This window comes from Pelotomaculum sp. PtaB.Bin117, from assembly GCF_002067195.1.
Classification (GTDB): Bacteria; Bacillota; Desulfotomaculia; order Desulfotomaculales; family Pelotomaculaceae; genus Pelotomaculum_D; species Pelotomaculum_D terephthalicicum.
Genome location: NZ_MVQM01000160.1, coordinates 1 through 19,723, shown reverse-complemented (window position 1 = coordinate 19,723; position 19,723 = coordinate 1). Strand labels below are relative to the sequence as shown.

General features: G+C 43.4%; 25 protein-coding genes and 7 pseudogenes. 11 read left to right on the top strand and 21 right to left on the bottom strand.

The features are described 5' to 3' along the window. Nucleotides 1–392: 392 nt before the first annotated feature. From A4E54_RS11920 to A4E54_RS11875, 11 genes and pseudogenes are all read right to left on the bottom strand, one after another. Nucleotides 393–869 carry a DUF134 domain-containing protein gene (locus tag A4E54_RS11920; protein WP_240083893.1) on the bottom strand — a complete coding sequence of 159 codons (477 nt, stop codon included), beginning with the start codon at nt 867–869 and terminating at the stop codon, nt 393–395. 75 nt (nt 870–944) lie between these two features. Next, nucleotides 945–1,252 (bottom strand): annotated as a pseudogene (locus A4E54_RS11915) (CGGC domain-containing protein). A gap of 187 nt (nt 1,253–1,439) precedes the next feature. Continuing rightward, complete coding sequence (locus tag A4E54_RS11910) at nt 1,440–1,871, bottom strand: Fur family transcriptional regulator (protein ID WP_240083894.1); 432 nt, start codon at nt 1,869–1,871, stop codon at nt 1,440–1,442. A 22-nt stretch (nt 1,872–1,893) separates the two neighbouring features. Continuing rightward, nucleotides 1,894–2,235, bottom strand: coding sequence for a hypothetical protein (locus A4E54_RS11905; RefSeq protein WP_240083895.1), 342 nt, complete (start codon nt 2,233–2,235; stop codon nt 1,894–1,896). A 14-nt stretch (nt 2,236–2,249) separates the two neighbouring features. Then, nucleotides 2,250–2,405: pseudogene (locus tag A4E54_RS11900) on the bottom strand (peptide deformylase); the annotation flags it as partial. 80 nt (nt 2,406–2,485) lie between these two features. After that, nucleotides 2,486–2,809 carry a DUF5320 domain-containing protein gene (locus tag A4E54_RS11895; protein WP_240083896.1) on the bottom strand — a complete coding sequence of 108 codons (324 nt, stop codon included), beginning with the start codon at nt 2,807–2,809 and terminating at the stop codon, nt 2,486–2,488. Between the two features lie 31 nt (nt 2,810–2,840). After that, nucleotides 2,841–3,092 (bottom strand): DUF5320 domain-containing protein, encoded by a 252-nt coding sequence (locus A4E54_RS15805; protein ID WP_353681838.1) that lies wholly within the window; start codon nt 3,090–3,092, stop codon nt 2,841–2,843. A gap of 32 nt (nt 3,093–3,124) precedes the next feature. Next, nucleotides 3,125–3,535, bottom strand: a complete 411-nt coding sequence (locus A4E54_RS11890) for a metal-dependent transcriptional regulator (protein WP_240083898.1) — start codon at nt 3,533–3,535, stop codon at nt 3,125–3,127. A 241-nt stretch (nt 3,536–3,776) separates the two neighbouring features. Further along, a complete protein-coding gene (locus A4E54_RS11885) occupies nt 3,777–3,995 on the bottom strand; it encodes a 4Fe-4S binding protein (protein ID WP_240083899.1) in 219 nt (72 codons plus the stop codon). 139 nt (nt 3,996–4,134) lie between these two features. Continuing rightward, nucleotides 4,135–4,347, bottom strand: coding sequence for a hypothetical protein (locus A4E54_RS11880; RefSeq protein WP_282442341.1), 213 nt, complete (start codon nt 4,345–4,347; stop codon nt 4,135–4,137). Then, nucleotides 4,344–4,721 (bottom strand): metal ABC transporter substrate-binding protein, encoded by a 378-nt coding sequence (locus tag A4E54_RS11875; protein WP_286726270.1) that lies wholly within the window; start codon nt 4,719–4,721, stop codon nt 4,344–4,346. Before A4E54_RS11875 ends, A4E54_RS11880 begins: the two co-directional genes overlap by 4 nt. A 210-nt stretch (nt 4,722–4,931) precedes the next feature. Here A4E54_RS11875 and A4E54_RS11870 point away from each other — a divergent pair, with 210 nt between their 5' ends. The 7 genes and pseudogenes from A4E54_RS11870 (at nt 4,932) to A4E54_RS11840 (ending at nt 8,949) form a co-directional block, all read left to right on the top strand. After that, nucleotides 4,932–5,702 (top strand): DUF364 domain-containing protein, encoded by a 771-nt coding sequence (locus A4E54_RS11870; RefSeq protein ID WP_240083900.1) that lies wholly within the window; start codon nt 4,932–4,934, stop codon nt 5,700–5,702. 20 nt (nt 5,703–5,722) lie between these two features. Next, the gene (locus tag A4E54_RS11865) at nt 5,723–6,031 is read left to right on the top strand and encodes a CGGC domain-containing protein (RefSeq protein ID WP_286726268.1); all 309 of its coding nucleotides are present in this window, start codon (nt 5,723–5,725) and stop codon (nt 6,029–6,031) included. A gap of 42 nt (nt 6,032–6,073) precedes the next feature. Next, nucleotides 6,074–6,496, top strand: coding sequence for an MOSC domain-containing protein (locus A4E54_RS11860; RefSeq protein WP_286726266.1), 423 nt, complete (start codon nt 6,074–6,076; stop codon nt 6,494–6,496). Between the two features lie 64 nt (nt 6,497–6,560). Further along, entirely contained in the window at nt 6,561–7,742 is a 1,182-nt protein-coding gene (gene metK, locus A4E54_RS11855) for a methionine adenosyltransferase (protein ID WP_286726256.1), read from the top strand. A gap of 73 nt (nt 7,743–7,815) precedes the next feature. Continuing rightward, a pseudogene (locus tag A4E54_RS11850) lies at nt 7,816–7,929 on the top strand (P-loop NTPase); the annotation flags it as partial. Next, nucleotides 7,917–8,171, top strand: a pseudogene (locus A4E54_RS11845) (NifB/NifX family molybdenum-iron cluster-binding protein); the annotation flags it as partial. The pseudogenes A4E54_RS11850 and A4E54_RS11845, both read left to right, overlap by 13 nt. A gap of 7 nt (nt 8,172–8,178) precedes the next feature. After that, the gene (locus tag A4E54_RS11840) at nt 8,179–8,949 is read left to right on the top strand and encodes a Rossmann-like domain-containing protein (RefSeq protein WP_286726255.1); all 771 of its coding nucleotides are present in this window, start codon (nt 8,179–8,181) and stop codon (nt 8,947–8,949) included. 395 nt (nt 8,950–9,344) lie between these two features. Here the strand turns inward: A4E54_RS11840 and A4E54_RS11835 are convergent, their stop codons facing one another. Beyond that, a complete protein-coding gene (locus A4E54_RS11835) occupies nt 9,345–10,592 on the bottom strand; it encodes an AAA family ATPase (protein WP_286726253.1) in 1,248 nt (415 codons plus the stop codon). Between the two features lie 322 nt (nt 10,593–10,914). After that, a pseudogene (locus tag A4E54_RS11830) lies at nt 10,915–11,228 on the bottom strand (hypothetical protein); the annotation flags it as partial. Between the two features lie 274 nt (nt 11,229–11,502). Here A4E54_RS11830 and A4E54_RS11825 point away from each other — a divergent pair. The 3 genes from A4E54_RS11825 to A4E54_RS15795 all read left to right on the top strand — a co-directional run bounded on the left by A4E54_RS11825 (nt 11,503) and on the right by A4E54_RS15795 (nt 14,366). Further along, a complete protein-coding gene (locus A4E54_RS11825; protein WP_240083906.1) occupies nt 11,503–12,396 on the top strand; it encodes a TetR/AcrR family transcriptional regulator in 894 nt (297 codons plus the stop codon). A gap of 568 nt (nt 12,397–12,964) precedes the next feature. Then, nucleotides 12,965–14,089 carry a helix-turn-helix domain-containing protein gene (locus tag A4E54_RS11820; RefSeq protein WP_240083907.1) on the top strand — a complete coding sequence of 375 codons (1,125 nt, stop codon included), beginning with the start codon at nt 12,965–12,967 and terminating at the stop codon, nt 14,087–14,089. A gap of 16 nt (nt 14,090–14,105) precedes the next feature. Beyond that, nucleotides 14,106–14,366: an ATP-binding cassette domain-containing protein gene (locus A4E54_RS15795; RefSeq protein ID WP_353681839.1), complete on the top strand. Its 261-nt coding sequence runs from the start codon at nt 14,106–14,108 to the stop codon at nt 14,364–14,366. Here A4E54_RS15795 and A4E54_RS11815 read toward each other — a convergent pair. The 4 genes and pseudogenes from A4E54_RS11815 to A4E54_RS11800 all read right to left on the bottom strand — a co-directional run. After that, nucleotides 14,292–15,086 (bottom strand): helix-turn-helix domain-containing protein, encoded by a 795-nt coding sequence (locus A4E54_RS11815; RefSeq protein WP_286726252.1) that lies wholly within the window; start codon nt 15,084–15,086, stop codon nt 14,292–14,294. The two genes, A4E54_RS15795 and A4E54_RS11815, sit on opposite strands and share 75 nt — an antisense overlap. 4 nt (nt 15,087–15,090) lie before the next feature. Continuing rightward, on the bottom strand, nt 15,091–15,363 hold the full coding sequence (locus tag A4E54_RS11810; protein ID WP_240083909.1) for a hypothetical protein: 273 nt from the start codon (nt 15,361–15,363) through the stop codon (nt 15,091–15,093). A 2-nt stretch (nt 15,364–15,365) separates the two neighbouring features. Then, on the bottom strand, nt 15,366–15,638 hold the full coding sequence (locus A4E54_RS11805; RefSeq protein WP_240083910.1) for a helix-turn-helix domain-containing protein: 273 nt from the start codon (nt 15,636–15,638) through the stop codon (nt 15,366–15,368). 332 nt (nt 15,639–15,970) lie between these two features. Continuing rightward, nucleotides 15,971–16,108: pseudogene (locus A4E54_RS11800) on the bottom strand (acetyltransferase); the annotation flags it as partial. Between the two features lie 104 nt (nt 16,109–16,212). Here A4E54_RS11800 and A4E54_RS11795 point away from each other — a divergent pair. Next, nucleotides 16,213–16,641, top strand: a complete 429-nt coding sequence (locus A4E54_RS11795; RefSeq protein ID WP_240083911.1) for a hypothetical protein — start codon at nt 16,213–16,215, stop codon at nt 16,639–16,641. Nucleotides 16,642–17,225: 584 nt separating this feature from the next. Here the strand turns inward: A4E54_RS11795 and A4E54_RS11790 are convergent. From A4E54_RS11790 to A4E54_RS11775, 4 genes and pseudogenes are all read right to left on the bottom strand, one after another. Then, a complete protein-coding gene (locus A4E54_RS11790) occupies nt 17,226–18,677 on the bottom strand; it encodes a M56 family metallopeptidase (RefSeq protein WP_240083912.1) in 1,452 nt (483 codons plus the stop codon). Nucleotides 18,678–18,687: 10 nt separating this feature from the next. Then, on the bottom strand, nt 18,688–19,047 hold the full coding sequence (locus A4E54_RS11785) for a BlaI/MecI/CopY family transcriptional regulator (RefSeq protein WP_240083913.1): 360 nt from the start codon (nt 19,045–19,047) through the stop codon (nt 18,688–18,690). A gap of 178 nt (nt 19,048–19,225) precedes the next feature. Then, nucleotides 19,226–19,423 (bottom strand): helix-turn-helix transcriptional regulator, encoded by a 198-nt coding sequence (locus A4E54_RS11780; RefSeq protein WP_240083914.1) that lies wholly within the window; start codon nt 19,421–19,423, stop codon nt 19,226–19,228. Between the two features lie 154 nt (nt 19,424–19,577). Continuing rightward, nucleotides 19,578–19,723 (bottom strand): annotated as a pseudogene (locus A4E54_RS11775) (ISNCY family transposase); the annotation flags it as partial.

Sequence of the window (19,723 nt, the reverse complement as noted above, 5' to 3'; positions counted from 1 at the left end):
CGGTGAAATGAAAGTGGCCCACGGTCTTGATAGAGCAGATACCGTGGGCCTTGTCGCTATGCGATTACAAACCTATTTCACGGCCTTTGTGGTGAATGTAAAAAGAATCGTGAAATTAAACGAACTAAAAGCGATATAATGTTGCAGCTTATTTTATTTTCAATACGGGAGTGTCACGGCTTCCGTGTAAATGGAATAATCTCACAAGTAATTGTACACACTAATATTGCTTTTTATAAAGATAATCATCAAGCGACCAGGGGATGCCAACCTCTCGACAGCTCTTTCCGTCAGCGTTTAAAACATATCTCAACTCAAAACAAAGATAAATAAAAAAATAGGCCAAAAAGACTATAATGTCTCTTTGACCTTGACAACATTCTTGTTTGATTTTATTCATTCCTCCAGCCATGCCGCCAACAGTTTCTTCGACCAAACTTTCCTTTGCAGTTTTGTCCACAGATAACCTTAGTTGAGCTGCAGGTAGGGCATGAATATCTTCCATTTTTCATGGATTCAAGATTTTCAAAGCTTTCTATCCATTCCTTGCCGCAATCCAGACATCTCACCGGGCAGATATTCCGGGTGAAATTGCCTCCCTCTATATGAATAACCTTTCCGTTCACCAGACTGTCGGCAATTTTTTCTCTTGCAGACAGAAGGATTCGCTGAAAGGTGGGGCGGGATACCTCCATCTTTTCGGCGCATTCGCCCTGCTCAAGCCCCTCCAGGTCTTTTAACCGTATGGCTTCCAGTTCTTCAAGCTTCAATATATTTTCAGGCACCTCTGCAACATCTTTATCCGATGGGATGAAGTAGGGGATAGTGGGAATATTCTCAATTTTTCTCCATTTGGTGGGTCTTGCCAATCATATCACCGTCCGTTATCTGGTTGAGATTTTATAATAGTTCAATAAACCAGCACATTTATTATATTGCTATTGTCAATGAGTGTAGTCAATCATTCTCACAGAGTCTCCCAATTTTTTTGAAATAGCATCTTCATTGCTTGCACATGAGGGCATGCAAACCCTATCGGGTTACCTTTTGTAATACACGATGCCAGCACAATCGTGTCGGCACCCCGTTTTACCATTTCGGCAGCTCTCGTTACGGCTTTTTTACCTGGACAACCGCCGCATGTAGAGAAACCCATTACTTCAATCTCTCCCTCAACGCCCTCAAACGCACATTTCTTTTCTCTCATTACTTTAAAATCTGTGCTACCTGGGCACATATCCTCCGTTCGCATACACCTGATAATCCGACTTTCATAACAAATTCCCCCTGTATGCTGATTTTCAAATAATCTTGCTCATTCAACAGTCTATCTTAAACATAAATATATACGATCAAGTTTACAAGCATTACGGGCATATATCAACAACCAAATATAACCCGCAAACGCAAACGCCCATAATAAAAGAGCTATAGACTAATTACCTTTTACAACTGCTGCAGTATCCAAATATTTTCATTGATTTATCAGCAACTTCAAATCCTTTGTCTTCTAAAATCCGTTTTTTGAATTCTTCAGTTATTCTATCATCTAATTCCTCCAACTGTCCGCATTTTAAACAAATTAAATGATGGTGCATTAATTCATCATACATTACCAATTCGTACCGTGCTGATGAGTTTTCCATCGACAATCTTGATACTATACCAATCTTTTCAAATAATTCCATAGTACGATATACCGTCGCCAGTCCTAGCCTTTTGTTATTATCTTTTGTTCTAAGAAGCCCATAAATATTTTCAGCTTTAAGATGATGGCCTTTGTAATTGTATAAAATCTCAAGGATAGCTTTTCTTTGAGGCGTACTCCTCAAATTGCATTCCTTAAGCAAATGATAGACCTGGTTAAGCAAATCGATTCACTCCTCTAAAAAATCAAAACTTCTTTTTTATATTTTTTCTGTAAAACTTTTTCCCTTCAAACAAAGACTCAACAATCATATCCCGTTTTAGCAGATCGTCTATCACTGTTTTATCTACATTCCTTTTTTTGAGCATTTCGTCAACAATATCCTCTCGAACCGGGTGTACAGATGTAATACTTAAAAGATCATTGACAATATCCTCGCTAAAGAAGAATCCTTCCCCTTTTTCATCGCCGGTTATGCATTCAACATGCGCTCCGGATATGCTGCGAATAATTTCTGCGGCATTGACAAGGCTGTCTCTTGAAGACCTTTTTATGCTGTTTTCCGCCGGTGGGCGGGTAGGGATCAATAAATAAGCCTTTTTCTGGGAGCCGCCAACCCGGCTCCGTTTGCATTATACATGGTTTCAGCCATATCTTTAAGCAATGTCAGTATCCTATTGTCAATTTTTTCAACTGTTCTTGCTTTTTTCCGCAATATATCATCGGTCTGATAGTTCATAATGTTCCGCAACGCCATATATATCTTCCTTTGCCTGAAAAATAATTTATGAGAAGAAGGCAGGAAATTTCACCTGCCTTCTTCTCATGAATATGGGGCTATTCAGCGTCTTCGTTAAAACCTGAAAGACGCTTTTTAACCTGTTCGAGCTGGCTTTCTAAAAACTCCGCCTGCCGGCTTAAAAGCTCCTTTTCACCTAAAGCAGGTTCATATGTCCCAGCGTATGCGGGATAGCCTAAGCGTGCCCATCCCGGCAGACCGGTTGCATAGAACATCCTGCGGAAGCCGCGTCCTCCTCCGAATCCGCATCTAAAACCGACCGGATTTGCATAACCGGGAGCTGCAAAGCCTGCGCAAAAACCTGCGCCCCGTCCAGTCATCCGTCCCATTCTCATCGGGCCTGTTCCGTCTCCTCTTGGCATAATTTTCACCTCCTCTCAATTAACGTCTTTGTCATTTAGGTATCCTATTACGGTTTGCCCACCGGTAAGCAAGGTATCCGCATCCGGGCAGCAGTCTCGCAAGCCAAGACATCCGTCTGAACCCTCGGCCCCTTCCAAGCCCCATACCACGGCCAAAGTTCAGATTCACAAATCCGGGAATTTTGAAACCTGCGCAGAAGCCCGCGCCCCGTCCCGTCAACGGCCCCATTCCTATAGGACCGGTTCCATTACCTCTTGGCACATTTTTCACCTCCAAAAGCATTAAAATCCCATATTATTCGCAAATGTCTGTTATTAGAAATGTCTTTTTTGCAATTCATACATCTTTTCAAGCTGCTGATCAATCTTATCTGCGGTTTCAGGACTAATTAAATGTTCTATGCGGCAGGCATCCCTGGCGGCCGTCGCAGCTTCAACGCCAAGAACATTGTTGAGAAAAGCTTTGAGCGAATCATACCTTCTTTTTATATTAGCTGCTACATTGCGCCCGTTTTCCGTCAGAGTAACGGTGCCATACTTCTCCTTTGTGACGTATCCCTCGTCCTTGAGAACATTCATCATACAGCTCACGCTGGCACGTGAAATTCCAAGCGCATTCGCAATATCGCTTGAATGTATGCCCGCATCATCAGATAGCTCCAGCATAACTTTCAAATAATCCTCTTTAGAAGGAGTCATTTTCCCAATATGGCTGCTTCTCATCATTTTTCTTTTAAGTGCCTCTTATCATAGATGTTCCGCACTTAGGGCATTTCACAGAAGTGCAGGGAACGCCGATCGCATGCATGGTTTTTTCTCCGCATTTCGGACAGACGCAATATCCTGTCGAACCTGCACCTATTGCTCCTCGCTGTCCTCTCCGTCCTGCTCCTCTTCCCGCCACAGGCCCTTGTCCAAACGGGCCGGTTCCATCTTTTCCAGGCATAATAAAACCTCCTTTAAAAATCTATAAACTTATTGCTTCGTTTGGACATTCTCCAACACATGCATCGCATTCAACACATTCGTCACTGATGACTGCCTTACCATCTTCAAGTTTTATTGCCCCTACAGGGCACACATCCTCGCATCGGCCGCAGCCAATACATTTTTCCTGGTTTACTGAAGCTGACATAAAAATTATCTCCTCTTCAATGTAGTTTGTTTTTGAAATAGTTATTGACATATGCTCATAATCATGATAACTCGGTTATGAGCATATGTCAATAACTATATGTAAAATTAAGATAATTTAATACAAAGAAAGAGAGCTATAACACCACAAGCTCTCTTTCAATGATATCTACCCGGATTAAATAAACTTTTTACCCCAAACCATTTTTCTCCAAGGCAAGGTTTGCGGCGGGGAAGAACTTAAGCGCCCTTGGCAGAATGCCCATTACATATGCAATCAGCATGCCGTAATTCGTGATATAGACGTCCTGCTCACGCGCTTTCTCAACGCGGTATTGCATTTCCCGCCGGTTCAGCATACAGCCTCCGCAATGAACAATAACGGTGACCGCTGTTTTGCTCATTGCATTGCCTCCGTCATTGTTTCCGCCATTTTCTTAAGATTCCCTATGCAATCAGCGGCTAAGGGTAAAAGCCGTACAGCCTTTCCTTCGATTTCCTCGGCAAAATACCCGAAAGCCGGGTGATAGACAATAAACTTTTTACTTTTTACGTTATCAAGAACCGATGATATTTGTTTATCAAGCTCATCAAGCTGGTTGATGTACGCCTCGGCGTTTTTTGTGTATATGTCCTTATTCGCTTCGTCAAGCTTGCACATCTCACAGGCTATTGCTTCAATCATCACCTTAACTCTTTTGGGGGAAAGCCATATATGCGGGTCTCTTCCACCGGATGCAAACGTTCTGTCCTTATAAAGCGTATATTCGACAAAAATTATTTTGTTAGAAAAAATTGAAATGTTCCGTTTTTTAATTTCTTGAAGTTAATAAAGGTAGACAGGTTGTTTACATATGCCCAAAACAGTGTTATTATTTTATCGTTGCTAGATATGGGCAATAGCTCATAACCTTTCGATAATTCTTACTGACAAGTTGTAAGAAAAATTTATCTGATTTAGAAATCTTAAAAGAGCAGGAGGGTTGGCATGATTTTAGAGCGTGTTTATGAATTGGCTCTGCCCAGAGTTAGCGGCAAAAAAATCAAAGAGGTCAGGATCGGACTCGAATTAATGGCTGTTGAGCTTGATGACAGTTCAATCGGCGTTACTTATGTATTGAGAAAGGAAATAGGACATGCCTGTTCCGCGCTTCCCCAGGCGGGAAGTCTCGTGGGCAAGCCTGCCGAGGAAATTGCCGGATGGGCTTTAAAAGGTAAAAATGTGATAGCTTCCTCCATGGGCTTGGCGGTCTTAAATTCTGTCGCTGAATTTGATAAATTGGAACTGCTTAACAATACTTCCGGTGTGGACGCGGTATTTTCCATCGAAGTTCAACCTACGGATACCGTTGGCATAATCGGTCACATTGGGCCTGTTATTTCCAGATTGAAAGGCAAAATGGAAAAACTTTATATCTTTGAGCGGGGCATGGATATTCCGGAGCAGGTTTATCCGGAGAGTTCCCAACCCGAACTCCTGCCGGACTGCCAGGTGGTATTTATAAGCAGTTCATCGCTGTTAAACGGAACATTGGAGCCCCTTTTGGCTTATTGCACCAAGGCTCGTGATGTGGTTATGGTTGGGTCCAGTACGCCCTTATACCCTGAGGCCTTTATCGGGACCGGAGTGAGTATGCTGTCGGGAACAAGATGGTTGCCGGCCAACAGAGAAAGTATTCTTACGGCTATATGCCAAAGCGCAGGAATGCGGCAACTTATCAAGTATGGAGAAAAGATGTCGGTAAGAGTAAAGCGGTAAAGCAAATTTTGCCTTGATACATATCCTTTTGCGGAGGATGTCCTGGCGGCAATATTGAATACGTTCCGCAGGAAATGATAAAAAACGCTGCCGAAGTGATTCATTTAGCGACGGGAATGATTGTTGGATATCCTCCGTGTCCGAGATTCGGTCATTTTAAGGAGTTTATTGAGAGTTACTATAATATTCCCGTTGTACTGGGCACTCATCCGATTCCCTTAAAATACTACAATGCTCACCAAAAGCTGTCTTTTTGGAAGAAGCTGAATAAACAGCAAATAGAGCACTTGCTGCAAGAAGATAGAAGTATTATGGAAGCATATAATTAGAAAAATATGAATGTCGACGTTTTAAAATTCAGGAGTGATAAGATGGGCAAGGTATTGTCTATTTATGTTGGTAAGGTTAGAGGAATCGAAAAAACCAAAGTGGACAGTGTAAAACTCATTGAGGGATGGGGTTTGGAGGGAGACGCACACGGTGGTGACTGGGACAGACAGGTTAGTATTTTCCCAATTGAAGCTTTGGAAAAAGTTCCAGCAGATAAAAAGGATGAAGTTTTGCAGGGCGGATTCTCTGAAAATATTGTCATTTCCGGAATTCCCCTGGAAGATTTAGCGGTTAATAAAAGACTGAAAATTGGGGAAGCCCTAATACAAATAATTTACATAGGAAAAGAAGAGCTAAAAGAAACCGGCAGGAATTATATTGTCAGCAGAGAGGGACGTTTTGGCAGAGTAATCAGCGGCGGAAGAGTAAAGACCAAAGACAATGTTCAGCTTTTCTTAGAATAGTGAAAATCAGCATTCCTACAATTCTTTGTGTGTTGGAACGCAGCAAATGGAGAGGAAAGAGAAAATGAAAAATAGAATATTTACATCGGAATCGGTGACGGAAGGCCATCCGGACAAATTATGCGATCAGATATCGGATGCCGTTTTAGACAATATTTTAGGACAAGACAAAAATGCCCGGGTAGCTTGCGAGTGTGTAACCACAACAGGGATGGTACTTGTTACCGGCGAGATAACGGCTTCATGCTATGTTGATATTCCGTCTATTGTACGCCAAACTGTGCAAAATATAGGTTATGACAATCCTGAATATGGTTTTGACTACAAGGCTTGTGCAGTGCTTACCTCGATCGACGAGCAAAGTCCGGATATTGCTATGGGTGTTAACCGTTCATATGAATCCAAGGAATCAAAGACGGATGAGGCGGATTATATTGGCGCAGGCGACCAAGGAATGATGTTTGGTTTCGCCTGTGATGAAACGCCGGAACTCATGCCCGCACCAATTTCTCTGGCCCATAAGTTGGCGCAGCGTTTAGCCGCGGTACGCAAAAGTGGTGAGCTTCATTGGCTCCGGCCGGACGGCAAGACGCAGGTAACAGTAGAATATGGCGACAACGGTAACATCTTGCGGTGTGCGGCGATCGTGGTATCAGCTCAGCATAACCCGGATGTTTCGTCAGACACTCTGCGGGAAGCACTCATTGAAACAGTGGTTAAGCCTGTTATCCCGAAAAAATATCTGGACAAGGATACCCATATTTATGTCAACCCGACCGGACGTTTTGTGATCGGCGGGCCTGTAGGGGATTCGGGCCTTACGGGACGCAAGATAATCGTAGATACCTATGGCGGTTACGCCAGCCACGGCGGAGGAGCGTTTTCAGGAAAAGACCCGACAAAAGTCGACCGGTCGGCAGCCTATATGGCGCGCCATATTGCGAAGAATATTGTTGCTGCAGGGCTGGCCAAACGCTGTCAGATTGAGGTAGCCTACGCCATAGGTGTTGCCAATCCGGTTTCGATCCATATCGATACGCAGGGAACCGGTAAATTTTCCGACCAAAGACTGGCAGATATCGTTAACGAGTGCTTTGATCTGCGTCCGGCAAGAATAATCTCGTATCTTGACCTTCGCAGCCCGATTTATACTCAGACTGCTGCTTACGGCCATTTCGGACGGCCTGAACTGAATTTGCCCTGGGAGCGTACCAACATGGTAGAAATATTAAAGCAGTACAAATAAAGGGGAAGTGAGTCTAGTGAGTGCAAATTAAAGTTTTTACAACACAATACTCTTCTGAACGAACAATAGAACGATAATTAAACAGTTTTGGTCGGAAGTTATCTGGGGCGATGTTGACTTCATGTTTATCGATATGCCGCCCGGTACAGGGGATGTACCGCTAACGGTATTTCAATCCATAAGAGTGAAACCGTACCGAACCCCGGACACAGGCCAGGATTTTTGCCGAACTTTTTAAACGATATGGGAGTTAAAGTGATCATTTCAGGCGGCATGGGGGGCGGAGCAATTGATATATTCAATGAAAAAGGCATTGAGGTAATAACGGGCGCCAGAGGGGAAGCCAAAACCGCTGTAGAGCAATATCTGCAGGGCAACCTCAAATCGACAGGGTCTGTTTGCCATGAACACCAGCATCATGACGAATGAGGCAGGCATGAATAAAATTGTAATAAGTGAGGAGCCGGTTATGGAAGAAAATGCTTACTTGCTCAAGATTCAAGAAACTTTTAAAGAACTGGTCGATAAGAATGATCTCAATGAACAAAATATAGTCATTACATGTTCGGTGCTTACACCCCAGGAGGCTATCGGGGACCCGGAAAGAAAAGATTTCCCTATTCAAAAGGGAAAAGAGAAAATGATGCAGGCTTGCCTCGGCAGTTCTTACGGACAGGCATTTACCGATATGGCAAATGGTTTTAACGGTAAATTAAAGGATTTAACGACGATGCGGCTGAAAACAAATTATGAGCGTGCAGTCTTTATTTCCGGATTGAATGCAGTTCTTCGGGAATTAAATATGGCCGATCGTACGGTTCACTGTAAAGATGATGGACCTAAAAAATGCAGCTTGGAACTTGCGGAAATGATTGAAAAAGAATACGGAAAACCCAAAATCGCCCTGTTCGGATTGCAGCCTGCCATGGCAGAAGTTCTGGCCAAGAAATTTCCTTTACGGATTTTTGATTTGGATGAGGACAATATCGGTAAACAAAAGTTCGGAACAGTAATTGAAAATGGAATATGTGCAATTGCAGAAGTTGAAGACTGGGCTGATTTGTTTTTGGTTACAGGAAGTACAGTCTGTAACGGATCAATTACTGATTTTCTTCAAATTAAGAAGCCTGTAATTTATTTTGGGACGACAATTTCCGGTACAGCCGGTTTGGTTGGGTTAAATCGTTTTTGCCCACAGTCTGTTTAGGAAAATAAAGTTTCTTTTAAGGGATGGGGCCTGCCCGTTTGGCGGGCTACCTAAGTAGCTGTTTATGTTATTAAATTGAAAATCTAACGCGTTAGTGGAGAAAAAAGGGATGGAAAATAACTTACAAAAGGGGCAACGAAACAAATTATCTAGGAGTGCCAGGAGTGCGGTTTATGTTCAAGCGGATGGGACTTTTTAGCTGAAAGTATATCCCTGCTGCAGATGGCTTGCAGAGGATAAGTCTGAAACGATGAGCTAGCGAGATTGATGAAAGTTCAGATACCTATTTCTTTCCCAGCCTGTTCAAGTATATAGCCATTAAAATTTGAAATTATGAATAGAGGTGTTATTAAGGAGTTCTTTATTTATTCTACCCCAAGGATCTCACCAAATAATTATTCATATGGCTTGTAGCACCGTACACCTATATTGTCAAGTAACGTACAACCGAAGGAAGCTAGAGGAGATAAATTATATGGCTTTTCTGCTCCTTGTTCATCAGGTTTCTCCTCCTTACTAAAACGATAGCTTAAGGTAGACTTTGAAATCCCGGTTATTTCTTCGAGTGTTCGAATTGGTACTCCACTTTTATTTAACTTGTACAAGGCATGGGTGTAAGCATCACTATCCTCATTAATAAAAAGGGTAGATTGTTTAACCCAAACACTCGCGATGTCCTCCTTTGTAACGTTTTTTTTCTTATGTTGCATAACGCAATATTTCGCCAATGCCTGTAAAAAATTGCAAACTTGTGCACCACTCATTCCTTCTGTCAAAATAATAAGCGTTTTTACATCCACTTTATACTCGTTTAAGGTGTCAGCCAAAAACCGGTTGATAATTACTTCACGTTGTTGGGCGTTTGGCAATTCCAGTAATATGGATGTATTAAATCTTCTCCAGATGGCTGGATCAAGGAGATGATGATGGTTGGTAGCGGCCACAAGGAAGACGTTCCCTGGCATGGAATCCATATTCTGGAGTAAAGTTGTAACAACCCTTTTTAATTCGCCCAACTCATGCGGATCATCCCGTTTTTTTGCAATAGCGTCAAATTCATCAAGGAAAAGCATAATCCGTTTGTTTTTTACAAACTCAAAGATTTTTCTAATGTTTGTTCCTGTTTGACCTAAACATGAAGACACTAAGCCATCAAGCCTAACATAAGCGACTGGAATATCAATTTCTCCGGCGATAGCGTTAGCCGTTAGTGTTTTTCCGCACCCCGGAGGCCCACAAAACAACACACGGTTGGTTGGCGTAATTCCCTTTGAGAGCAAATCAGCCGCTTTCTTTTGTTCTTCGATAATTTGAAGCAATGCCTCTTTGGTTTTTTCCGGCAGAGCCACATCTTCCAGTCTTACTTTTGGTTGAAGAATCTCAATTAGTTCAAGTGTACTATCCTTATCTTTAGGAGTTGGCAGAACGCTTTGCACAGAAAAAGACATTTCTGATAATGGGCTGGAAGAAATTGAGGTATTTGTCTTTTTTTCAGATACATAAGCATTCATAAGAGAGGATGATAAGGAAATATTTCCTTTTCGCTCCTCATCATTCGCCAAATCCTTTAGCGCTTTTTTGAAGGCATCTTCATTGCCTGCACAGTGCGCCTCGATCAGCTTGACAATCAAGCCTGATTTCATATATTAACCCCCTTTCTTGGACACATTTGGCCGCACAAGAAATTATAGCCCTATTTATGGCAATTGTCAAGGTTGAAATTTGGACACAACTGGACACTGGGAGGGCGAGGCATTTATCGGTTTTAATAATAGAGTTTGTAATATAAGCATCTTCAACGGAATCTTGAACAATACTTGTGAACGAAAAGTACTAAAAGATAATTTTACGAACCGCACTGCTACCTGATAAGCAAAGACCTAAGTGTAAAGGACGATAAAAGCCCGTGTTCTTCGCGTTAAAATCCGCTAAACATCAGTGCTAACGTCCTTTACACTTAGATTATCAAGATATCATCTCCCGCACCACCCGGTCGGCCATCTTCACCGCGCCGATCAGGATCAGCATGTTGAAAACCAGCTCCCCGATATAGCTCCACACCATCGTCACGGCACTGGCGCTGGCATCCACCACCGGCGGGGCGGCCGCAAAGACGGAAAAGATGACGCAGGCCAGAACGATGATTGCCCCCTCCAGGCAGACGGCGGATAGCCTTTGAGGAAGGCTATGCCGATGCTCTGGCTCGGCTCTCCGGCAAAGGAGGCCAGAGGCACGGGAGCAATGGCGGTATAAAGATAGAGCCGAAAAAATCTGCCATGTCTGCGGCAGCAACCTCAATGGTAACCGGTGTCATTACATGGTTTGCCAGTGGCAGCCTGGCAAGCCTGAAGCTGTATTCAAAGGCAATTCAGGATATTGCATTCTTCCTGCCGATCACTTATACGCAGCAGGCCCTCCGCGGTTTCCTGCTTTATAACGACAGCCGCCTGCTATGGACAAATACAGGATATTTATTTATATTTGTTGTGATCACCATGGTTTTATTGATACTGACAACTAGAAAAAAATTAATTGTAAAGTAGAAGGAAAGCAATGAAAAAAAATAAAATGCAAGCCAGTAAAAGTGAAAAGGATGTTTCTCGGGAGAATATACAAAAAGCGGCTCTTCGCTGCTTTGAGGAAAAGGGGTTCAAAGGGGCAACAATCTCCGACATTGCGCGGGAAGCCGGTATTTCCCCGGCTTCCGTTTACCTTTGTTTTTCCAATAAAAAAGAGTTGTTTGAATCCTTACAGCGGCCTGACCTTGACTTTCCTTCACCCAAGGCAAGAGTGAGGGAGCAGGAAATTATCAATGCGGCTAGAGAGGTTTTCAGTGAAAAAGGATATGCTGCCGCAACAATGGAGGATGTCGCCAATATGATTGGCAAGTCAAAAGCGCCACTATACAGCTATTTTCCGAGCAAGGAACAATTATTCGATGCGGTTATAGAAAAATCACCTGTTTTTTTCACTCTGGATACCATTCTGAATCAGCTCAATAATAAAACAGACGCTTTTTATGGAAATAGTAAGGAAGAAATCCTTAACCGGCTGGAAGACGATCTGGGCAAAATAGCCGTCAGCTATTTGAAAATGTTTGATGACGAGATAGCACTCAACTTTATCAGGATCACGCTGGCGGAAGGAACGAGAAATGGAAAAGTATCGGCACTCTTTAAAAAAAACGCAGTGGAACAAGGTTCATTACTACTTTCTGAGCATTTGAAGAATATCGGTCTGCGACCAGTTGAAGAATTACAAAATGTATCACAAGCTTTTATGGGTATGCTTGCATCGTGGGCAATCGTACATCGTATCCTTTTTCCTGAAAATATGGACGGGCAGCCGGACAAAATATCATCGCAGGATGATGAGATGGCCGATGCCGCGAAACGTGCGGTTTGCCTGTTTCTGTATGGACTGGACGGACTAAACATTCATTTCTAATACATTTAAGCACATTTTTTATAACAGCAAACAACATAATCATCTATGAAGAAGGCAAACACTATTATGCTGAATTTCTGTACAACAATGTAGGCTCAATATTTGAGGTAATAACATTTCGCGGGATGATTTTGTTAAAATGGTGGCCGCTTATTTTGAAAAGTAGATCGGGCTCTTGGTCGTTTATATTCCTTAATTTCCTAATCATAGAGGCAATTATAGAGCCCTGGATAGCCCTTGACCAATTAGGATTATGGATAGGTATTTTAAGCGCCGGACTGCTTTTTTGGTTTGCCAGCTTGCCTGAAAGCCAAAAAATCGTATTTATCCTTGTTGTGCATTATCATATCACCCTATATCATTTTACAAGTCACCTCACAAAAGCTAAACGATATGTGAAGATAGTTAATGTAGTTTTTAATATCTACATCGTAATTGTCTTTTGGCTGTTGATACAGTAGGATGCTCCTAAAGTTTCCTGCTGGTTGATTTTTTCAACCAAAATCAACTACCAATCCATTGTGTGCTTTTTTATTTACTAAGTACAATATAAGCAGAGGTGATCTTAATGAAAGAGATAAACATTGCAAATGTGCTGGTGAACAAACGAAAAGAAAAGGGTATCACACAGGATGAGCTTGCCAATTATATCGGCGTTTCCAAGGCTTCCGTTTCAAAATGGGAAACAGGGCAGAGCTATCCTGACGTTGCTTTGCTCCCACAGCTTGCGGCATATTTCAATATCAGCATTGATGATCTGATGGACTACAAACCGCAGATGACGAAAGAGAATATTCGCAAACTTTACCACAAATTATCGGCTGACTTTGCATCCGAACCGTTTGACGAAGTGATGAACCATTGCCATGAGATTATTAAGAAATACTTTGCCTGCTTTCCTCTGCTTCTGCAAATGGGCTTGCTGATATTAAACCATAGTGCGCTTGCGGGGGATATGGAGAAGACGGCATCCTTGATAAAGGAGGCAAAGGAGCTTTTTGCCCGCGTTACAAAGGAAAGCGAGGATGTTGAACTGGCCAAGCAGGCGCTATATACGGAAGCAAGCTGCTGCATGGCTCTTGGAGATGCCAATGCGGCGCTGGAGCTGCTGGAAGGGACAAATGCACCGTCCTTATACACGGAAACGCTGCTGATCGCCGCCTACCAAATGGCGGGCAAAACTGAAAATGCGAAAGCCGCCCTGCAAGCCGGAGTATATCAGCATATTGTCTCTTTGTTCGGGCTTTTCACCTCTTATTTTGCGCTCTATGGGAACGAGCCGGAACGCTATGAAGAAGCGTTCCGCCGGGTATCCGCGATAGCGGAAGCCTTTGACATGAAGCGGCTGCATCCCGGCGTTCTCGCAAACCTCTATCTCTCTGCCGCACAAGGGTATGCCGCACAGGGAAATAACGATAAGGCGCTGGATATGCTTGGGCAATATGGGGAGCTTGTCACGGGAAACATCTATCCGCTTCGTTTGCATGGGGATGACTTTTTCAACTTATTGGATGATTGGCTGGCTGAATTTGATTTAGGTACAGCGCCGCCGCGCGATGAAAAAACCATCAAACAAAGCATGGCCAACGCGGTAATAAATAATCCTGCGTTTTCAGCACTCACAGGTGAACCGCGTTTTCAGCGAATAGCGGAAAAGCTGGGCGCGAGCCTTCCTGCTGGGAATGCGCGATGACAGCCGGATTAAATAAATCCTGAAAACTGTTGGATTAGAGGATTGCAGAAACAAATTGGTAAGAGATTTCTTACAGGGCACGACGCAAAGATTAAAACTGGAAATGGCACTGCCGGAGAATCCGGATATTCTCATTTTAGACGAACCTGTTAACGGGCTTGACCCCGATGGTATTGCAGAGCTACAGGAACTACTGCTCCACTTAAATCAGGCCAATCTGCCTTTTGTGACGTTTTGCCAACATGGCCAGCGAAACGCAATTCATCAAGAACGTTAGTATTGAAAGAATTGTAAATTTTGGATTTATGCCCAGACCGTTGCTATCAACATAATCCACCATTGACTGCAAGGTAAGTTCAGATAATATCATAATGGTTATATTTGCTACAAGAAGAAAAACCTTATCATCAGAAATTTTTCTGTTTTGAATCCAGAATGAAATTACCACCACTGCGATAGAAACGATAAACACGACTAAAATGATCGTGTAGTGAGGAAGGTAGGCATTCTGAAATCCATTAAATACTCCATAGGCGCTGATATCTCTTGTCGTAGCTTGATTCAAAGAAGAATAATAAAATGTTATTATATAAATAAAAAATACACAGAGCAATAAAGAAGCTATCTTATTTTTTCCCATAACAAATACTCCCAACATCACGGCCAGCCAAATAAACACTGTTATCCTTAAAGGTAGAAGATGCCATGCCAAGCCTCCATCAATAGCCGAAATGCAGGCAATTAAAATAAGAACGCTCAATAGAAAGACTACAGACACTATGGCTACATATTTCCATCCTGCGTTTTTAGCGATTACACTTTTTGTCGCGGTATCAGCATATTGAAGTGTTGCTTCAACCATAGCATCTACCTCCGGAGCAGATGGCTCCGCTTTTTCACCGTTTAACAATTCACTTGTTGTTACCCCTAATATATGAGAGAGTTTTGACAATAGCGAGATGTCGGGGCAACTTAATCCGCGTTCCCATTTTGACACAGCTTTATCTGTAACCCCCAATTGTTCCGCTAATTCTTTTTGGGTCTACCTTTGTGTTTTGTAGCCAGTACAACGCCACTAAAACCACCATACCGATGACGATTGAAAGGGCAGGATGGATATGCAAAATGCCGTTTGCCGCAAAGCCGGACGCGATAGCCAGCGCAATGCTGTCAAACAAGATAATGTGTCCAAAGAACAGGCCGATTATCGAAAGAATGATTGCAAGCGCCGCGCCGATAATCAACTCAAAACCAAATGCCACTAATACTCCCACGGTTATTCCTCCTCGCTCTGATTTTTCAGGCGTTCCATTTCTTTTTTCTCTTTCAGGTATGCTTCCACTGTATGATTGTAAACCAGCTCATGCACGTCCAGTTCCAAAATATCAGCTATCGCCGCGCCGATACGAAAAGATGTCCCGCTTATTCGCCGTTCCCCCGATTCAAAACGCTGATACTGACGGATATTGATTGAGGCTATATCCGCTACCTGTTGCTGGGTCAATCCAAGTTTTTCACGATGTTTTTTGAGTATGGCGCGTTCCGGCAAAATCGCCTGAAATTCGGATAGGTCAAACTTTATCTTCTTCCGGATCCCGGACCCGCTCTGTCACGTCCAATATTTTGTCTACATTGACCTTAATAACATCGTATTGTTTCTTTCTCTTTGGCAAAACGTTATATTCCGCTTGCAGCATCGCACATTCGGGAGCTTACCGTCCCCCGGCCTGTGTTGTCCTTAATGCTTGGCTGCGGCCTCATGCAAAAAAGCGCTGAAAACAGCCCAAAGGTTAGGGAAGCATGATAGCCATTTGTGGCCGTCATGCTCCTGCTTTTATTTGCAATTTTCAGGTGTTGCCTCACCGGATGAACCCATTATGCTCATTTCGCAGAGTTGTTAATATCTTTAATTTTTGTCAGATCTCCGCTGCACAATATCTCAAGATGATTGAAAATTTTTTCCGCGGACCAGTCCCACCATCTTAATACCAGCAGATACTCAATCAGATCATCATCAAATCAACGAGCTGATCAGCCGCGGCGCCTATGTCATCAACGAGGTGGTCACGCCGGAAAATTTCAAACCCGTTGAATTTAGCAGGCGAAACGGAGATTTTGTAGGTATGAAAATACTGACCAAGCTTGATAAAAAGGATAAGATCACTGATGTCTTCAATCAAAAAACGGTCATACCGAAAAACATCGACGGCTATCAGGGCGCACAGCTGGGAGACAGCTTTGTGATTGGCAGCGGTGAAAGCCTGGCCATAGACATCAAGGAAACCACCGACAAAATGCCCAAGGTCAACTGGGCCATCATCAATGTGACGACGGGAGAGCCGATGGATTGGATAGCCGGCGCGTTGGGCGGTTACAGGTTTATCTATACACCGCGGGAAGCTTACGCCAACCATACTTTTAAAGTCGTCATGAGCGCAATGGAAAGCGACACTGCCCATATTGAAATCTTCACTTACCGGACGGGAGAAGGCGAAGCCGCCTCAGACGGACAAATGACAAGACAAACTATAACCAATTTCATTGAAAACTGACTGTTCTATCAGCATCTTAAGACATGGTTATTATTTCGTCCCATGTACTTACTTTAATGTACAGTTGCTTTGAATATTTGAAACCATCATTGCTTCTATTATGTTAGCGCAAACCAGAAAACCGTTTTATCAACTTATTTTAGGAGAACAAAAGCCGTAAAAGAACGTAAAGGAATGATGACAATTATTTAAAGATTTTTTTGCAAAACCTGTTGCAAAAACCTCATCTTCTTGTCTTATAAAGAGAAGGATGAGTAATCTACAATAAATGGAAGGTATAAATTGTTTCAGTGGAGGTCAGCGTTTTGGAGTGACAGTAAATAAAGCGGTAAATTATATGATGAAATGATATATACAATTCACATCCAACAGTTAAGGAAACGGCGGCTTTGATTGTGATTTCAAAACCGCCGTTTGGCATTAGCTAGCTTACTACGCGTACGATTATCTACCGCCGAAAAAAGGTCTCCTGTTGTTCAAAAAGTAAATCATGGTAGTGCTGCAAGAATAAAAATATCAACCTCCAATATAAATGTTCAGGAAATAAGCCGTCCACCCAAACAGATAGCCTAATCAGCTATAACTCACCAGGTGCGTTTGAAACCGCTGTTTTCGATTGCAAATGTCATCATAACATCATCGTCATCGTCCAGCATGCTCGCATCAACAGCGCGCCCATCAATTGACTTTGTGACCAGCGCTCCGTTTTTAATATCCCGCAAAACCCGTTCTTCCTGACGGACGACCTCATCCATTAATCCCTGGTTCCACACAAACCGGTCGCCAGAGACCGGCCGGCCCTTTTCGCCGGTTAAGGACTGTTCGTAATCTACAACCGCTTGCAGTTTTTCCTTTTCCTGTTCCAGCCATGTTTTGTATTCGTCATAGCTATACCATTCCACGGTCATCCAAGTTTTTCCTCCGTCCCAACTGATCCTGTCTTTCCCAGTTGCTTGATCAAATATTGACATTGCGGGTTGCTCACACATGGCGGTTTGGAAATCTATATTAGCAGCTCTAAGGAGCACAAGCCGACGAACGGAAGGGTCCTGGTCATCCGTTTGTCCTGCCGTATTGGCAGAGGTAGCAAATACAGCGGGCACGCCAATAACCAAAGCAAGGGCCAGTATCATTCCGATCAGGGAAGTTTTTTTCATTTTCATAATCGACACAATCCTTTCTTCAATAGTGTTTTGGCTGAAATTGTTACACAAGGGGGTTAGCCTGTTCTTCCTTTCCTCCAGGCCGATGAGCGTCATAGCGTAAGCTGATTTCATGGTTTCCCCGAACGTCTGCACCACGGTTTCATCGCAGGACAGCTCAAGGTCACGGTTTGCCAGCACATACATTACCCACACCAGAGGGTTGAACCAGTGAATGCATAAAGCGGATGCCAGCAATAGCTTGGTCAGCGCGTCAAACCGCCTGATATGCACAAATTCATGGGTAAGGATATGCCGCAGCCTTGTTTCGTCCGTCCAGTCTGTTGTTTTGGGCAGCAACACCACGGGTCTGAAGATCCCATAAGTCAGCGGCGCTTTGATTTTATCGGATTGCTTTATTTGGACAGTCCGCCGCATCGGATGTTCCCGCAGCCAAAGGGCTGCAAAGTTATTCGTGACTGGCAGGGCGGTTTGAAATTCCCGGCGGCATTTGATATAGGCCACGATGAAAAACAAGGCACAGGCGCACATGCCAGCCAGCCAAATGACCGTAACGGGCGAAACGGATGCGACTGACGCGCCAATCCCAATGGTATGCTCTAGATCGGGAGCAGCGCCCATATTGGGGATGCCCGTCGTTTTTACAGGAGCGGTGAAAGCCGTCGTTTCCGCAACTGCCCGTTTCAGCATGTCGATACCCGTGTAAAAGCTGAAACGCGACGGAATGGAAAAGGGAATAAGCAAGCGGCAAATCGCTACGCCCCACAGAACAAGAAACGTCTTTTTCGGCAGTTTGTGCAGGGTAAGCGCGCGGACGATAACAACGGCGCCAATGAGGACAGCCCCCAAAAGACTCATTTTTAAAATATCCATATTCGCCGCCTCATCTCAAATTATTGACAAGCTGCTTCAGCCTTTCGATTTCTTCAACAGACAGGGGTTTCCTGTTCAGAAGAGAAGCGAAAAGTAAATCGGCAGAGCCGTCAAATACCTTGTTGATCAGTTCCGTGGTTTCCTGTTCCTGCACCTGTTCCTTTGAGATGACAGCCCGGCACAAGAAATTGGGTTCCAGCCGTTCTATGGCCCCCTTGGCGATACATTTTTTAATCACAGTGTAGGTGGTGTTCTTGTTCCATCCCACCTGTTCTTTGAGGATTTCGGTAAGCCGCTTGGCGGTTAAAGGCCCTCCCTTCCATAAGACATCCATCACCTTTAGTTCGGAATCGAAAAGTTTTATTCCCATGCGTACATCTCCTTTATGGACTATTGCAATAGTTTTCCCACAATTCAATACTACCGCGATAGTCTACACATGTCAAGACTATTTCAGTAGTCTTTGAAAATATTAAAGCGTCCGTTTATGTGATAGCTAAAGAAAACAAGATCGCAAAGGTTATCCGCCCAAACCGTTTAGCAATACCCTATAGATTTTCTTCAATAAAAATAGTTTCAATAGTAACTTCAAAAAAACGTGCTATTTTGAAGGCCAGTCTAAGGGAGGGGTCGTACCTCCCTTTTTCAATGGCGTTAATGGTGGCCCGCGTAACGCCCAGTTTATTTGCCAGTTCCTCCTGGGTCAGGTCATGCATGGCGCGATAGACTTTCAGCTTATTCTTCATTATTTTTTCATCTCCAAGAGAACCAAGCTGGCAAACCAAAAAAAAGCAGAGAAGGGTAAAGGAAAACGGCGGCTTTGATGTGATGATTCAAAACCGCCGAATGAAAGGGTGTATTGAAGCGGTTTACAAGTTGGGGGATGATCCCGTTGCGCATCCTGTTGAATTCAGGGATGTAATCCGTGAGGAACTCGTTGGCTTGGTCAATAGTATTGATTCCAGCGATTCTAAATTCAACTGGAAGTCTGGACTGGAGAGTTTCCCAGAGACGCTCAACGCGCCCCTTTGCCTGGGGAGATCTGG

Coding starts and splice junctions, on each gene's coding strand:
- A4E54_RS11895 (WP_240083896.1), bottom strand. CDS start 2,809: ATGCCAAGAGGAGACGGAACAGGCCCGATGAGAATGGGACGGATGACT.
- A4E54_RS15805 (WP_353681838.1), bottom strand. CDS start 3,092: ATGCTTTTGGAGGTGAAAAATGTGCCAAGAGGTAATGGAACCGGTCCT.
- A4E54_RS11890 (WP_240083898.1), bottom strand. CDS start 3,535: ATGATGAGAAGCAGCCATATTGGGAAAATGACTCCTTCTAAAGAGGAT.
- A4E54_RS11885 (WP_240083899.1), bottom strand. CDS start 3,995: ATGTCAATAACTATTTCAAAAACAAACTACATTGAAGAGGAGATAATT.
- A4E54_RS11880 (WP_282442341.1), bottom strand. CDS start 4,347: ATGAGCAAAACAGCGGTCACCGTTATTGTTCATTGCGGAGGCTGTATG.
- A4E54_RS11870 (WP_240083900.1), top strand. CDS start 4,932: ATGATTTTAGAGCGTGTTTATGAATTGGCTCTGCCCAGAGTTAGCGGC.
- A4E54_RS11860 (WP_286726266.1), top strand. CDS start 6,074: ATGGGCAAGGTATTGTCTATTTATGTTGGTAAGGTTAGAGGAATCGAA.
- metK (WP_286726256.1), top strand. CDS start 6,561: ATGAAAAATAGAATATTTACATCGGAATCGGTGACGGAAGGCCATCCG.
- A4E54_RS11840 (WP_286726255.1), top strand. CDS start 8,179: ATGAATAAAATTGTAATAAGTGAGGAGCCGGTTATGGAAGAAAATGCT.
- A4E54_RS11835 (WP_286726253.1), bottom strand. CDS start 10,592: ATGAAATCAGGCTTGATTGTCAAGCTGATCGAGGCGCACTGTGCAGGC.
- A4E54_RS11825 (WP_240083906.1), top strand. CDS start 11,503: ATGAAAAAAAATAAAATGCAAGCCAGTAAAAGTGAAAAGGATGTTTCT.
- A4E54_RS11820 (WP_240083907.1), top strand. CDS start 12,965: ATGAAAGAGATAAACATTGCAAATGTGCTGGTGAACAAACGAAAAGAA.
- A4E54_RS11795 (WP_240083911.1), top strand. CDS start 16,213: ATGAAAATACTGACCAAGCTTGATAAAAAGGATAAGATCACTGATGTC.
- A4E54_RS11790 (WP_240083912.1), bottom strand. CDS start 18,677: ATGGATATTTTAAAAATGAGTCTTTTGGGGGCTGTCCTCATTGGCGCC.
- A4E54_RS11785 (WP_240083913.1), bottom strand. CDS start 19,047: ATGGGAATAAAACTTTTCGATTCCGAACTAAAGGTGATGGATGTCTTA.
- A4E54_RS11780 (WP_240083914.1), bottom strand. CDS start 19,423: ATGAAGAATAAGCTGAAAGTCTATCGCGCCATGCATGACCTGACCCAG.